Origin of the sequence: Halorubrum sp. ARQ200 (assembly GCF_005435115.1) — an archaeon.
In the GTDB taxonomy this organism is placed as follows: domain Archaea; phylum Halobacteriota; class Halobacteria; order Halobacteriales; family Haloferacaceae; genus Halorubrum; species Halorubrum tropicale.
Map to the genome: position 1 here is coordinate 303515 of NZ_SGTZ01000003.1, position 14676 is coordinate 318190.

General features: G+C 71.3%; 14 protein-coding genes. 9 read left to right on the forward strand and 5 right to left on the reverse strand.

Translation table 11 applies throughout. The features are described from left to right. The first annotated feature begins 16 nt into the window (after positions 1–16). The 4 genes from EXE50_RS06960 (at position 17) to EXE50_RS06970 (ending at position 5382) form a co-directional block, all read left to right on the forward strand. A complete protein-coding gene (locus EXE50_RS06960) occupies positions 17–511 on the forward strand; it encodes a hypothetical protein (protein WP_137704692.1) in 495 nt (164 codons plus the stop codon). Positions 512–899: 388 nt separating this feature from the next. Then, positions 900–1067, forward strand: a complete 168-nt coding sequence (locus tag EXE50_RS17380; RefSeq protein ID WP_167551904.1) for a hypothetical protein — start codon at positions 900–902, stop codon at positions 1065–1067. A 103-nt stretch (positions 1068–1170) separates the two neighbouring features. Then, on the forward strand, positions 1171–3768 hold the full coding sequence (locus EXE50_RS06965) for a DNA topoisomerase (protein ID WP_137704693.1): 2598 nt from the start codon (positions 1171–1173) through the stop codon (positions 3766–3768). 87 nt (positions 3769–3855) lie between these two features. Further along, on the forward strand, positions 3856–5382 hold the full coding sequence (locus tag EXE50_RS06970) for an ATP-binding protein (protein WP_137704694.1): 1527 nt from the start codon (positions 3856–3858) through the stop codon (positions 5380–5382). An 18-nt stretch (positions 5383–5400) separates the two neighbouring features. Here the strand turns inward: EXE50_RS06970 and EXE50_RS06975 are convergent, their stop codons facing one another. From EXE50_RS06975 to EXE50_RS06995, 5 genes are all read right to left on the reverse strand, one after another. Then, complete coding sequence (locus EXE50_RS06975) at positions 5401–5760, reverse strand: DUF192 domain-containing protein (protein ID WP_121600986.1); 360 nt, start codon at positions 5758–5760, stop codon at positions 5401–5403. 78 nt (positions 5761–5838) lie between these two features. Continuing rightward, a complete protein-coding gene (locus tag EXE50_RS06980) occupies positions 5839–6093 on the reverse strand; it encodes a glutathione S-transferase N-terminal domain-containing protein (protein WP_053771866.1) in 255 nt (84 codons plus the stop codon). A 260-nt stretch (positions 6094–6353) separates the two neighbouring features. Beyond that, the gene (thsB, locus tag EXE50_RS06985; protein WP_137704708.1) at positions 6354–8000 is read right to left on the reverse strand and encodes a thermosome subunit beta; all 1647 of its coding nucleotides are present in this window, start codon (positions 7998–8000) and stop codon (positions 6354–6356) included. 215 nt (positions 8001–8215) lie between these two features. After that, complete coding sequence (locus EXE50_RS06990) at positions 8216–8740, reverse strand: copper resistance protein CopD (protein ID WP_137704695.1); 525 nt, start codon at positions 8738–8740, stop codon at positions 8216–8218. Between the two features lie 66 nt (positions 8741–8806). Then, positions 8807–9142: a hypothetical protein gene (locus EXE50_RS06995; protein WP_053771864.1), complete on the reverse strand. Its 336-nt coding sequence runs from the start codon at positions 9140–9142 to the stop codon at positions 8807–8809. A gap of 184 nt (positions 9143–9326) precedes the next feature. Here EXE50_RS06995 and EXE50_RS07000 point away from each other — a divergent pair, with 184 nt between their 5' ends. From EXE50_RS07000 to pheA, 5 genes are all read left to right on the forward strand, one after another. After that, positions 9327–10943, forward strand: a complete 1617-nt coding sequence (locus EXE50_RS07000; protein ID WP_137704696.1) for a BCCT family transporter — start codon at positions 9327–9329, stop codon at positions 10941–10943. Positions 10944–11048: 105 nt separating this feature from the next. After that, complete coding sequence (locus EXE50_RS07005) at positions 11049–11576, forward strand: hypothetical protein (protein WP_053771862.1); 528 nt, start codon at positions 11049–11051, stop codon at positions 11574–11576. A 113-nt stretch (positions 11577–11689) separates the two neighbouring features. Beyond that, positions 11690–12559, forward strand: a complete 870-nt coding sequence (locus EXE50_RS07010) for a CbiX/SirB N-terminal domain-containing protein (protein ID WP_121600983.1) — start codon at positions 11690–11692, stop codon at positions 12557–12559. A 2-nt stretch (positions 12560–12561) separates the two neighbouring features. Beyond that, a complete protein-coding gene (locus tag EXE50_RS07015; protein WP_137704697.1) occupies positions 12562–13773 on the forward strand; it encodes a DR2241 family protein in 1212 nt (403 codons plus the stop codon). Positions 13774–13862: 89 nt separating this feature from the next. Next, a complete protein-coding gene (gene pheA / locus EXE50_RS07020) occupies positions 13863–14669 on the forward strand; it encodes a prephenate dehydratase (protein WP_053771859.1) in 807 nt (268 codons plus the stop codon). The last annotated feature ends 7 nt before the right edge of the window (positions 14670–14676 follow it).

Sequence of the window (14676 nt, forward strand, 5' to 3'; positions counted from 1 at the left end):
TAGATCCGTTGAGCGAATGGTCCCCCATATCTCTACTGACCGTCGTAAGCTCCTCGCGAGCCTCGGCAGTGTCGGGTTCGTCGGTCTCGCCGGCTGTACCGACCTCCGCGGTGATTCCACGGAGAGCGACAACGACCCCACGGTCGTCGACACAATCGAGATCGCAAACGGTCAAGACGTCGCGCGAACGTTCGAAGTCGTTCTGCGATCCGCCGAAAACGTACTCTATTGGGACTCGTTCGAGGTCGATGCGTCCGAAAGGGGTGACGGAAATTTAGCTGTCGTCGAAGGTCCGTTCGGGAACGGTGACGAGCCGCTGTGGCTGGACGTGAAAGCGGGGTATCCCGACGACAGTCCCGACTCGTCCGAGGATGATACCGTCCTTACCCAGCCTCTTGGTGAGGATTACGGCGGCTGTATCTACGTGGTGGTCTATGCCCGAATTGCCGGTGGCATCTCAGTCTTCGTCGATCCGGCCGGCAGGTTCGTGTCCAGAGAGACTCGGTGTTGAGCTCCGGCGGGACATCGCTGTTGGCCGGTTTATAACTAATCGACCGCGGATCGACGGTGAGTGCCTCCAAAGCCCCAACCGTGAGGCGTTCGGACGCTCGCTGCGCTCCTCGCTCAGTCGCTCCGCTCCTTCGCTGCGGTGCTTGCGTCGCCTCCGAACGCCTCACGGTTGCCCCTTTGAGTCCCACCCGACAGCGACCGCACAGCGCCTCACGCCTCCCCAGCCTCGTCAGTCGCCTCCGCTTCGCTCCGGCGACTGACTCCCTCGCGCGGTGCTGCTCGCGGCCTGTGGCCGCTCGCAGGCACGCGCCACCCCTGAGCGTCACTGCTGGCTCGTCTACACACCGACACAAGACTCATATGTGTGGGTGTAGTTGTCACGGGTGACGATGCCAGACACGAAATCGGGCCGCGAGCGGAAAGGGAGGAACAAGCGCCGCCAACTCGAGAACCACCTCGCACGGCGCGAACTCGACGCGGACGACGAACCCCCGGAGCCGTACGGAGAGGAGACCGACGCGGAGTTCCTCGCCGAGTCCGACGACGCGGCCCGGTGAGCGGCCGCCCTCGGGTCCCTTCTCGCCGTTCGTTCGCCCCCGAGCCTGCCGGCAGTCTCGCGTCGCGAAAGCTTTAGACGGGGGAGCGGCCTATCTCGGCGCAATGAGTCGCGGCCCCGAGCTGATCATCACGGAGAAAGACAACGCGGCGCGGCGCATCGCCGACATCCTGAGCGGCGAGTCCGCGACCGCGGAGCGGACCAACGACGTCAACGTCTACGAGTGGGGCGGCAAGCGGTGTATCGGGCTCTCCGGCCACGTCGTCGGCGTCGACTTCCCCGCCGAGTACAACGACTGGCGCGACGTGGAGCCGGTCGAGCTGATCGACGCGCCCGTCACGAAGACGCCGACGCAGGAGGGGATCGTCGCCGCGCTGCGCCGGCTCGCGCGCAACGCCTCCCGGGTCGTCATCGCGACCGACTACGACCGCGAGGGCGAGCTGATCGGCAAGGAGGCGTACGAGCTCGTCCGCGAGGTCAACGAGGACGTGCCCGTCGACCGCGTGCGCTTCTCGTCGATCACGGAAAACGAGGTCCGAGAGGCGTTCGCGAACCCCGACGACCTCGACTTCGAGCTGGCGGCCGCCGGCGAGGCCCGCCAGACCATCGACCTGACGTGGGGCGCCGCCCTGACCCGCTTCCTCTCGCTGTCCGCCCGACAGATGGGCGACGACTTCATCTCCGTCGGCCGGGTCCAGGGGCCGACGCTCAAGCTCATCGTCGACCGCGAGCGGGAGATCCAGGCGTTCGACCCCGAGTCCTACTGGGAGCTGACGGGCGAGTTAGCGAAGGCGGGCGGCGACCCGTTCGAGGCGCGCTACTTCTACCTGAACGACGAGGGCAACGAGCGCGAGCGCGTCTGGGACGAGGCGGTCGCCGACACGCTCACCGAGGCGCTCGCCGCGGCCGAGGCGGCGACCGTCGACGACGTCGACCGCCGCACGCAGACCGACGACCCGCCGACGCCGTTCAACACCACCGCGTTCATCCGCGCGGCGGGGTCGCTCGGCCACTCCGCGCAGCGCGCCATGTCGCTCGCCGAGGACCTCTACACCGCCGGCTACGTCACCTACCCCCGGACCGACAACACGGTGTACCCGGACGATCTTGAGCCCGAGGAACTGATCGAGGACCTCTCGGCGGCCTCGACGTTCGGCGCGGACGCCGCGAGCCTGCTCGACGGCGACGGCGACATCGAGCCGACCGAGGGCGACGAGGAGACGACGGACCACCCGCCGATCCACCCGACCGGCGAGCTCCCGTCGGCGTCGGACCTCTCCGACGACGAGTGGGAGGTGTACGAGCTGATCGTCCGCCGCTTCCTCGCCACCTGCGCCGACCCGGCCACCTGGGAGCGGCTGCGCGTGGTCGCGCTCGCGAACGGCGAGGCGACGCCGATCGCCGCGGACGCGGACGGGCTCGCCGCGCTCCGCGACCCCGAGGACGCGGCCGGGCCGGCCGACCTCGTCGCGGACGGCGGGCTGCGGCTGAAGGCCAACGGGAAGCGGCTGCTCGAGGCCGGCTACCACGACGTGTACCCGTACCGCTCCAGCGACGAGCGGATCGTGCCGGACGTCGAGGTCGGCGAGACGCTGTCGCTGTCGGACCGGGCCACCGAGGCCAAGGAGACGCAGCCGCCCCGGCGGTACGGGCAGTCGCGGCTCATCGAGGAGATGGAGAAGCGGCAGCTCGGGACGAAGGCGACCCGCCACCGGACGATCGAGAAGCTGTACGACCGCAACTACGTCGAGAGCGACCCGCCGCGACCGACCCGGCTCGCCGAGGCGGTCGTCGAGGCCGCCGAGGAGTTCGCCGACCGCATCGTGAGCGAGGAGATGACCGCCCAGCTCGAAGAAGACATGGCGGCCATCGCCGCGGGCGAGAAGGGCTACGACGAGGTGACGGCTGACTCCCGCGAGCTGCTCTCGCGCGTGTTCGACGACCTCACCGCGTCGCGCGAGGCGGTCGGCGACCACCTCCAGACGTCGCTGAAGGCCGACAAGACGCTCGGGCCCTGTCCGGAGTGCGGCTCGGACCTGCTCGTCCGGAAGTCGCGCCGGGGGTCGTACTTCGTCGGCTGCGACGGCTACCCCGACTGCGAGTACACCCTCCCGCTCCCGTCGACCGGGAAGCCGCTCCTCCTCGACGAGAGCTGCGAGGACCACGACCTCCGCCACGTGAAGATGCTCGCCGGACGGAAGACGTTCGTCCACGGCTGCCCGCAGTGTAAGGCGGACGAGGCCGACGAGCAGGAGGACGAGGTGATCGGGGCGTGTCCCGACTGCGGGGAGGAACACGGCGGCGAGCTCGCGATCAAGCGGCTCCGGTCCGGCTCGCGGCTCGTCGGCTGTACGCGCTACCCCGACTGCGACTACTCGCTGCCGCTCCCGCGGCGCGGCGAGATCGAGGTCACCGACGAGACCTGCGAGGAACACGACCTCCCGCACCTCCGGGTCCACTCCGGCGACGACCCCTGGGAGCTCGGCTGCCCGATCTGTAACTACCGCGAGTTCACGGCCCGCCAGGAGGGCTCGGAGCTGCAGACCGTCGAGGGGATCGGGGAGAAGACCGCCGAGAAGCTCAATGACGCCGGCGTCGGCGGCGTCGACGACCTCAAGTCCGCCGACCCGGACGACCTCGCGGCCGACGTCGACGGCGTCGGCGCCGACACCGTCCGCGACTGGCAGGCGAAGGCGGACTGACCCCGCTCGGGCCGAGCGCCGTCGCGCGGCCGCCGCGACTCATAAATCCATAAACACATATGCGCGGAGTGTTTCGATCACCGTTAGATGCGAGACGGGAACGGGGATTCTCCGGCCGAGGGGTCGTCGTCGAGCGACGCCGCCGCGACCGGTATCCTCCGGGCGTTCGTCGGGGCGGTCCCGACGCCGACGCTCGTCTGTGACCCCGAGACGCTGGCGATCCGCGCCGCGAACGCTCCCGCGGTCGACCTGCTCGACCACGACCGCGGCACGCTGACGCTGATGGGCCTCCCCGACCTGGGCGAGACAGCGGTCACCGTCTCGGGGGAGTCCGTCGCCGCCGTCGCCGCGGCGGCCGTCGACCCTCCCGCGTCGGACGGCGCTGACGACCGAGTCGAGCGGTTCGAGTGGGACCTCCGGCTCGGCGACCCGGGGCTGCGGGTCGACGCGGCGCTCCACGCGGCGACCATCGCCGGCGACGAGTGGCTCGTCGTCGGGCTCTCGGACGCCACCGACCGGGTCGCCGCCGAGAGCGAGCGCGACGGCGAGCGCCGGATCGTCGACGCGCTCGCCGAGACCGTCCCGCTCGCGCTGTTCCGCTGTACCGAGGAGGGGACGCTCTCGCGGTGGAACGACCGGCTGGCGGCCGACTCCGGCTACGACCCCGCGTCGCTCTCGGGGCGGGCGCTCACTTCGCTGTTCGACGAGGAGACGCGCGGCCGCGTGAGCGAGTCGCTCTCGCGGGTGTACCGGGCGGGCGAGACCGTCTCCTGCGAGGTGCGGCTGCTCACCCGCTCCGGCGAGCGCGTCCCCTACCGGCTCTCGGTCGGTCCCGTCACCGACGGCGACCGAGTCGTCGGCGCCGTCGGCGTCGGCGAGGACCTCACGGAGGCGTCGCTCCGGGAGGAGCGGCTCGCGGTGCTGACCCGCGTGCTGCGGCACAACTTCCGGAACGACCTCAACGTCGTCACCGGGTTCACCGGTCAGGCGATCGAGGCCGTCGACGACCCAGAGCTCACGGGGCAGCTCGAACGGGTCGTCGACACCGCCGAGCGGCTGCTGCGCCTCGGCGAGACCTCGCGCAAGGTTGAGCGGCTGCTCTCCCAGCGCCCCTCGCCGCGGCCGGTCGCGCTCTCTGCCGCGGTCGAGGCGGCGCTCGAATCGCTCCCGGCGGACCTCCGCGAGCGCGCCGCCGTCGAGGTGGACGTCCCCGAGGGGATCGTCGTCTCCGCGGTCGCATTCCTCCCCGAGGCGATCACCGAACTCGTCGACAACGCGGTCCGCCACAACGACGCGGCCGACCCGCGGGTGCGGATCTCGGCGGCGGAGCTGCCGAGCGAGTCGTGGGTCTCGCTCGTCGTCGCGGACGACGGCCCGGGGATCCCGCCGGCGGAGCGCGCCGTGCTCACCGGCGAGGAGACGCCGCTTGACCACGCGAGCGGGCTCGGGCTCTGGTACGTGAACTGGATCGTCACCGCGGGCGGCGGGAGCCTCGACATCGTCGAGAGCAAGGCCGGCGGCAGCCGGATCGAGCTGTCGCTGCGCGTCGCGGACGAGCCGCGCTCCGGGGACGCGGACGTGTTCGACCCCGACGCCTTCGAGGACGGTCCGTAGGTCCCGGGCGGCTCCCGCTCACTCGACCAGCCGCAGCTCGTCGCCGACCGCCACCGACTCGGCCGCGCCCGCCGGCAGTTCGACGACGGTGTCCGCGCGGCCGCGGCCCAGCCCGACGAACGGCGCGAGCCGCTTCTTCTCCGTCACCTCGCCGTCCGCGAGCCACACCGCGTCGATCGCGAACGGCACGAACAGCATGTGGAGCCACTGCGTGTCGGCCTCGTCGAAGGGGAAGACCAGGCCGTAGTCGTCCGGGATCGAACGCCGGAACATCAGGCCTCGGGCCTGTTCGAGCGTCGAGCGCGCGACGTCGACGTCGCTCGCGAGGACGGTCTCTCCCCCCGACCCGGGACGGTGAACGAGTCGCACGGCCGCCACCTCGCCCTGGGCGGATAAATAGCCTCTCGTTGCGGGGCCGGGCTCAGCCGGCTCCGTCGCGGGCCGATCGCGCCGGCCTCAGCTCGCGCCGCCGTACGTCTCTTCGAGGTACTCGACGATGTCGTCGCTCTCGGACATCCCCTCGATCCCGTGGTCCTCGTCGACGAGGACCGGGACGCCGGTCTGTCCGGAGACCTCCTCGACCTCCGTCCGGTCACCGTGCGACCGCGGCACCATCACCGACTCGTACTCCAAGTCGAGCTCCGACAGCTTCGTCTTCACCTTCGCGCAGTACGGACAGCCCTCAAGCTCGTAGAGCGTTAGGTTTGCCATCGCCCGACTGTACGGCCCGGGCCCGTAAAGAGGTGCGGCCGCGGATGCGTCCGGCGCGCACGGCCGGCCCGTCCCGGTCGCGGACTCGGGCCTGTGGGACGCTACGGCGCGGGTGGAAAAACGGGGAAAACTCGGAGCGCGTGAGGGGCAGTCGTCGAGCGATCGCGGTCGGCGCGGGCGTCGAGGTCCGAATGACCCCGGCTACGTCGGCGTCGTCAGGCGGCGCCTGACGGGCTGTGGGAATTCGTCTCCGACGGGCGTCACATCGCGCCGCCCATGCCGCCCATGCCGCCCATGCCGCCGCCGGGGGCGCCGCCCTCGTCGTCGCCGCCCGACGTCGAGAGGTCGCCCGCCGAGATGATGTCGTCGATTTTCAGGACCAGGTTCGCCGCCTCGGCCGCGGAGGCGATCGCCTGCTCCTTCGCGTGTGCCGTCTCGACGACGCCCGCGTCGGCCGTGTCGACGACCTCGCCGGCGAACACGTCGAGCCCGGCGTTCCGGTCGCCCGCCTCGTGGGCCGCGCGCAGGTCGACCAGCAGGTCGATCGCGTCGAGGCCCGCGTTCTCGGCGAGCACGCGGGGGATCAGTTCGAGGGAGTCGGCGAACGCCTCGACGGCGAGCTGCTCGCGCCCCTCGACGGAGTCGGCGTAGTCGCGCAGGCGGCGCGCGATCTCGACCTCGACCGCGCCGCCGCCGGGCAGGGTGCGCCCGTCGGAGACGGTCGTCGAGACGACGTCGAGCGCGTCCTGGATGCCGCGTTCGAGCTCGTCGACGACGTGGTCGGTGGTGCCGTACAGGAGGAGCGTGACGCCGTGGGCGTCCTCGCCCTCGACGTAGAACAGCTCCTCGTCGTCGTCGCGCTCGACGGAGCCGACCGCGAGGTCGTCGGCGGTAAGCGAGTCGAGGTCCGTGACGATCGGCGCGCCGAGGACGTTCTTCAGGAACGTCAGGTCGGACTTCTTCGTGCGGCGGACCGCCAGCACGCCCTCCTTCGCGAGGTAGTGCTGCGCGAGGTCGTCGATGCCCTTCTGACAGAAGACCACGTCGGCGCCGGAGTCGACGATCTGGTCGACCTTCTCGCGGAGCTGCTGTTCCTCTTGGTCGAGGAACTTCTGGAGCTGGTCCGGTGAGTCGACGTTGACCGAGGTGTCGACGTCCGCCTCCTCGACCTCGATCGGGTCGTTGAGGAGGAGGACGTCGGCCGCGTCGAAGTCGGTCGGCATGTCCTCGTGGACGGGGTCCTTGTCGATCGCCGCGCCGGAGAGGAGGCGGGACTCGCCCGCCGCGCGGCCGGTGCGCGTCTCGATGTTGAGGTTGGCCAGGTCGACCACGTGGGAGCCGTCGTCGGCCTCGACGGTGACGCCCTGTACCGCGCGGACGACGAGGTCGGCGAGCACGTCCTTGTCGAGCTCGGCGCCCTTGCCCGTCATGGAGGTCTCGGCGACGTTACGCAGGGTCTCCGTGTCGTCGGGGTCGACGGCGGTCGCGACCTCGTCGACCTGCTCGCGTGCGTACTCGCTCGCGAGGTTGAAGCCCTTGATCACCGCCGTCGGGTGGATGTCCTGTTCGAGGAGGTCCTGCGCGTTCTTCAGCAGCTCGCCTGCGATGGCGACCGCGCTGGTCGTCCCGTCGCCGGCCTCGTCCTCCTGGGTCTCGGCGACCTCCACGACCATCTCGGCGGTCGGGTTGTCGATGTCCATCTCCTGGAGGATGGTGACGCCGTCGTTCGTGATGGTGACGTCCCCCATCGAGTTGACGAGCATCTTGTCCATCCCCTTCGGTCCGAGCGTCGAGCGGACCGACTCGGCGACGCCGCGCGCCGCGGAGATGTTGTACTCCTGAGCGTCCTTGTCCTGGACGCGCTGGGCGTCCTCGCCCATGATGATCATCGGCTGGCCCTGCTGCATTCGCTGACTCATACAGCGTTTGATTGATTGTGATTCTATATAAATCCCTCGTTGAGGGGCTATCGCCCGCAGCCCGTCTGCGACGGAACGACTCGCTCGAAAACACCGGACTCCGCCGCCTCGGGCCGAAATCCATGCGGAGGGTTAGCATTCCCCTCTGTCGGCGCGAGAGCGCCGATTCGGCGGCATTTATATACTCGCGTTCCGCGGGACCGTTATCCCGGTATCCCGCCGGCCAGGAGCGCGGCGTCGACGAGCAACAGGACGGCCAGCCCCGCGCTCGCGAGCAGGTAGGGACGGGCGACGGAGGCCAGCCGGGCGGACCCCGGGACGCCGCCGACCCCGGCGAGGGCGTCGACCGGGAACCCCTCGGCCATGTACCGGCCCCACCCGAGGTCGGGGTCGACCTCGCGGCGCATCCGGAGGACGCCCAGTTCGACGAGCCCGTTCATCGCGCCCCACAGCGACAGCATCGCGAGGACGGCCCACCCCCGGCCGGTCGTCGCGAGGGTCCCGAGCGGCGTGTACAACCGCCAGATCATGTACGCGCCGGTGACCGGGAGGACGACGCCGGTCCACCGCGTGACCATGAGGAGCCGGTGGGCGGCGTCGACGAACGCGGCGCGGCCGAGCGTCCCGTCGGCCGCCCGCGGCAGGGTCGCGTAGACGACGTACAGCGTCGCGCCGGTCCACAGGGCGCCGGAGAGCACGTGGAAGACGAAGGCGGTCGTGAGCAGCACACCGTGCCGTCCGGCCGACGCCGGCATAAATTCCGGCCCGCGGTGCCGCGCTTCGGGACCGCGGCGTCACGGGAGCGTCAGCGTCCCCTCGTACCGGTGCGTGCCGTCGACAGTCTCGCGGTACTCGTACGCGGGCGGGGGCTCGATCCCCCACTCGTGGAGCCGCTCGTCGACCCCGTCGACGTAGGTGACGAGGAACGAATCCCGGTCACGGAGCGTCGGCGGCGTCCGGGTGTACTCCGTCTCGAACCGACACCGCGCGGTCCGCCCGTCGTCGTTGACCTCGATCCGGATCCGGAGGTCCGAGCGCAACCGCTCGCGGACCGGCGGCGGGTCGCCGCGGAGGTGCCCCTCGCCGAACGCGTCGATCGCGGCCAGCGCCTCGTTCGGGACGTGGTTCACGGCCGCGGATACGGGCCGGCGACACGAATCTCTGCCGCCCGCGCGCCGCCGGATCGGCGCGGCCGACGACGGTGACGGTCCGCCGTCGATTTCCGACCGCGGTGCGCGGACGAAAACGGACGTACACGCGCTCGGAAACAGGTTTAACCCGGTTGAGCCCCTGCTGATCGATACCCACTCGTTTATGAATGGACGCTCCGTCGTCGAGTCGATACGCTCGTTCAGATCCGAGGTCGATCCCGTGCCCTTCGCCGCCGGCGCGCTGGCAACGTTCGCGTTCCTCGCGTACACGGCGGCCGACACGGAAGGCGCCGCCGCCGCGATCGACGCGGCGTTCGTCACGTTCGGCCAGGGGCTCGCATGGCTCTACCTCGGCACGGTGCTCGCGCTGGTCGGGGCCGCTGGCTACCTCCTCGTCAGTCGCTACGGACGCGTCCGCCTCGGCGAGGGCGACCCCGAGTACGGGACGGCGTCGTACGTGGCGATGTTCTTCTCGGCCGGGCTGTCGGCCGGCATCGTCTTCTTCGGTCCCGTGGAGGCGCTGTTACACTACCAGACCGTCCCGCCGCTGTTCGCGGGCGAGGTGGCCGCGGAGTCGAGCGCGGCGGCGGTGCCCGCGGTCGCGTACACGGTCTTCCACTACGGCGTCAGCGCCTGGGGCGGGTACCTCGCGATCGGCATTCCGGTCGCGTACTTCGCCTACCGGCACGACGCTCCGTTCCGGGTGTCGACGGCGCTGTACCCCGTGCTCGGTCCCGACCGGCTCGACGGCGTCGTCGCCCGGACGGTCGACACGCTCGCGGTCATCGCCACCATCGGCGGCATCGCGACCGGACTCGGCTTCATCGCGACGCAGCTCCTGACGGGCGTCACGTTCCGCACCGGGATCGCCTTCGGCGACGCGGAGACCGTCGCGGTCATCGTCGGGATCACGGTCCTGTTCACCCTCTCGTTGGTGGCCGGCGTCAGCCGCGGCATCCGCCGCCTCTCCGTGTTCAACATCGCGATCATGACGCTGCTGCTCGGCGTCGCGCTCGTCGCCGGACCGACGACCGACGTGCTGAACGTCGGCGTCGCGGCGCTCGGCACCTACGCGACCTCCTTCTTCGAGATGAGCCTGTTCACCGGGAGCGGCGTCGAGGGAGGCGCGGGGTGGACGGCCGCGTGGACCGTCTTCTACTGGTCGTGGTGGATCGCGTGGGCGCCGTTCGTCGGGCTGTTCCTCGCGCGCATCTCCCGCGGCCGCACGATCCGGTCGGTCGTTGCCACCGCGTTCGGCACGATGACGGCGGTCTCGGCGCTGTGGTTCACCGTCGTCGGCGGGACCTCGATCCGGCTTCAGGAGTCCGGTGCGGTCGACGTCCTCGGCGCTGTCGGCGAGTTCGGCGACGGCGTCTCCGGCTACGTCATCTTCGGGGCGTTCCCCGGCGGCGAGCTGTGGCAGCTGCTGTTCCTCGTGTTGGTGACGACGTTCTTCCTCACCTCCGCCGACTCCTCCACGCTCGCGGTCGGGATGCTCACGACCGGCGGGAGCCGGGAGCCGTCGGGCGCGAACCGCGTGTTCTGGGGCGTCCTCCAGGGCGCTATTGCCTCGGTCCTCGTCGTCGTCGGCGGCGCGACCGCGCTCCGGTCGTCGGTGATCGTGACCGGCGCGCCGTTCGCGCTCGTCTGCCTCGTTGCCATGGGCGGGTTCGTCCGGTGGCTGTCGGCGTCCGAGGAGCCGCTGCCGGCCGACGACACCGACCGCGCGCCGAACCGCACCTCGGTCCCGCCCGCGACCGTCTCCGAGGACGACGACTGACCTCCGTCTTCGTCGCGACCATCCCACATCGTCGTCCCGACCATTTCCCCGCCTCGCCCCGCGGCGATCGAAATCGGCTTGCTGCGGACGCCCGCACGTCGAGTTATGTCGCTGGCAGCCGACACCCGCGAGGCCGTTCGATCGCGCCCGTTCGTCTTCGACGCGCTCCGCGCCGGACTCCTGAACCACAGCGCCGCGGCCGCGTGGCTCGCCGAGGCCGCCCCCCTCGACGGCGACCCGGACGCGGTCGCGGCCGCCCTCCGCCGCTTCCGTGAGGACCTGCCCGCGTACGCCGCGGAGTCGCGGGCGGTGACCGTCTCGATGCGCAGCGGCGTCGGGCTCTCGGCGGCCGACGACGCGACCGAGGGCGACGCCGGGGAGCCGCTCCTCCGCGTCGGCGACGCGGCGCTCGTCCCGGAGGGCGACCGCACGGCGATCGTCGCGACCGGCGACGTCGACGCCGGGGCGCTCGCGGCGGCGCTCCGCCGGCTGGCCGTCCGGGACGTCGACGTCGCGGCCGCCGGGGTCGCGGGAGACGCGCTCGTCTGCGTCGTCGGCCGGCGCGACGGGCCGGACGCGGTCCGCGTCGTCGAGGCGTCGCTCGACGCGGTGCCGACGACCGACTCGGCCTGACGGGCGGTCGACCGCCGCCGCGCTTCCGGTCGCACTCGAGTCGCGGCCTCGCCACGTTCCCGTCGCTCCGCAGCCTCCGAAGTCCCTAATAGCGGCGCGGCCCCAGCACGGGTATGCAGTCGCTCGTCATCGTCGCGCACGGCTCCCATCTCAACCCCGAGTCGAGCGCGCCGACGTACGACCACGCCGACACGATCCGCGCCACCGGTGCCTTCGACGAGGTCCGCACCGGGTTCTGGAAGGAGGAGCCGCACTTCCGAGAGGTGCTCCGCACCGTCGAGGGCGACGAGATATACGTCGTCCCGCTGTTCGTCTCGGAGGGCTACTTCACCGAGCAGGTGATCCCGCGCGAGCTCCGGCTCGACGGCTGGGACGTCTCCGAGTGGGGCTCCGACGGCCTCTCCGCGGACCAGGCGACGCTCGTCGCCGAGGACATCGACCGCGAGGTCCACTACTGCGGGCCGGTGGGGACCCACCGCGCGATGACCGACGTGATCGTCCGGCGCGCCGAGTCCGTGACGGACGACCCCGACGTGGGCGAGGGGTTCGGCCTGGCGGTCGTCGGCCACGGCACCGAGCGCAACGAGAACTCCGCGAAGGCGATCGAGTACCACGCCGACCGGATCGCGGAGCGCGACCGCTTCGACGAGGTGAAGGCGCTGTACATGGACGAGGACCCCGAGGTCGACGACCTCCCCGAGCACTTCGAGAGCGACGACGTGGTCCTGGTCCCCCTCTTCATCGCCGACGGCTACCACACCCAGGAGGACATCCCCGAGGACGTGGGCCTCTGCGAGGACCACACCGAGGGGTACGACGTGCCCGAGACGGTCGACGGCACCCGGATCTGGTACGCCGGCGCGGTCGGCACGGAGCCGCTCATGGCCGACGTGGTCTTGGAGCGCGCGGCCGACGCCGGCGCCGACCTCGGGAGCGCGCTCGACGACGTGCGCGAGACGACCCGCGTCGCCACGGGGGACTGACCGTGGCCGACTCCACCTCCGCGACCGACGGCGGCGAGGCGGGCGGCGACGACCCCGAGGTCCCCGAGATCGACCTCCCGAGCGACGCGTTCGACGCGGTCCTCGACGCGCTCGACGAGTTAGAGCCCGGCGAGCCCCTGCGGTTCGAGGGGTTCAGCGTCGCGCGCGGCACCGAGGGCACCGACGAGGAGCTGCCCGGCGGCTCGCCCGACGAGTACGTCCTCGCCGACGGGAGCCGGCCGACCGGGATGAGCGAGCGCGACCTCCACGAGGCGCTCGCCGAGCGCGCGCCCGCCGTCACCGACTGGTACGTCTTCGAGCGCGTCGTCGGCGAGTTCGGCCCCCGGCGGGCCTTCCTCCGCTGGATCGAGGACGCCGACGGCGAGACCGTCGCGACCCGGTACGCGGCGCTCGCGGCCGGGATCGAGCGCGCCTGGGGCGAACTGAAGATTACCGCGACGCTCACCGACCGCGGCGAGCGCCGCTACGACGTGCGTCACGCCGACGACGCGGGCGTCCCGGTCGACGAGCTCGACGCGTACGACGACCCGCTCGACGCGCGCGACCTGGTCACCTTCGACGAGAGGGGGCGGTACCGCCCCCTCAAGACGGCGCCGTCGCTCGCGGGCGGCTGGGTCTTCCCCGACCTCGGCCCCCGCGAGCTCTACGAGACGGTCGAGACGATATACCCCGCGACGGTCGCCAACTGGCACCGCGAGCGCGAGGGCGAACTCGACGTGAACCACTGGCGGGAGACGATGGAGCGCCAGTCGGGCATCTACGGCGTCGTGAAGACGTGGGACCGCGGCGAGGGGTACGAGCACGTCAACTGGGTCGCGGAGGCCTGTTGCGACGACTCGCAGTGCCTCAAGCGCCGCGAGTGGGAGTACGACGACGAGACGGACCTCGACGTCGACGGCGGCGACGGCGCCTTCCCCTGCCGCGAGCCCTGCTCCGTGGTGGTGTCGGCCGCGCGGAAGTGGACGCGGCTGGAGAGCGAGCAGCCGCGGACCTACGAGTTCGAGCTGACCCCGAGCGAGAAGGAGCAGGTCGAGGAGGTTATCGACGCCGTCGCGGACGGCCGGATCGACGAGATCCGCGAGGCGGACACGAAGGAGGGCGCGAACCGCTTCCGGACGCGGTTCCTCCGCGCGAAGCTGTTCGACGACGAGGGGAACCTCGGCGGCGTGCCGACCGACCCGGACGAGGAGTGACCTGCCCCGCGGCTCGAATCCGACCGGACGCACCCGAAACATCGCCGCGCCCCGCAGGCTTTTCTCACCGCCCCCGGTACGGTGGGGTGATGAACGCCGTCACCCTGGGCCCCGCCGGCACGTACTCGCACCGCGCCGCGCGCGCCGTCGCCGCCGAGGTGTCGTTCCGCGAATCGGTCACCGCCATCGTCGACGCCGTCGCCGACGGCGAGTTCGAGCGCGGCGTCGTCCCCATCGAGAACAGCATCGAGGGGTCGGTCACGGAGAGCCTCGACGCGCTCGCGGAGTACGACGTGTCGGTCACCCGCGAGGTCGTCACGCCGATCCGGCACGCCCTCCTCGCGCAGGACGACGCCTTCGAGGTCGTCGCGAGCCACTCGCAGGCGCTCGCGCAGTGCCGCAACTGGCTGGAGGCCGAGTACCCGGACGCCGGCCTCGAGGCGGTCGCCTCCACCGCCCGCGGCGTCGAGCGCGCCCGCGAGGACGCCCGCGTCGCCGGCATCGGCCACCCGGACAACGCCGGCGACGACCTCTCCATCCTCGCCGCGGACATCCAGGATCAGACCTCCAACGCGACCCGGTTCCTCGTCGTCGCGCCCGACTCCGCGCGCTCCGACGCCGGCGGCAAGACGACGCTGATCGTCTACCCGAACGCGAACTACCCGGGGCTCCTCCTCGAACTGCTGGAGGCGTTCGCGGACCGCAACCTCAACCTCTCCCGGATCGAGTCGCGCCCGAGCGGCGAGCGCCTTGGCGACTACCTGTTCCACTTCGACGTGGACGCCGGCCTCTACGAGGACCACATGGCGAAGGCGGTCGGGGACGTCGAGGCCATCGCCGACAAGGGCTGGGTCAAGGTGCTCGGCTCGTACGACACCGAACACGTGCTGGACTGAGCCCCGG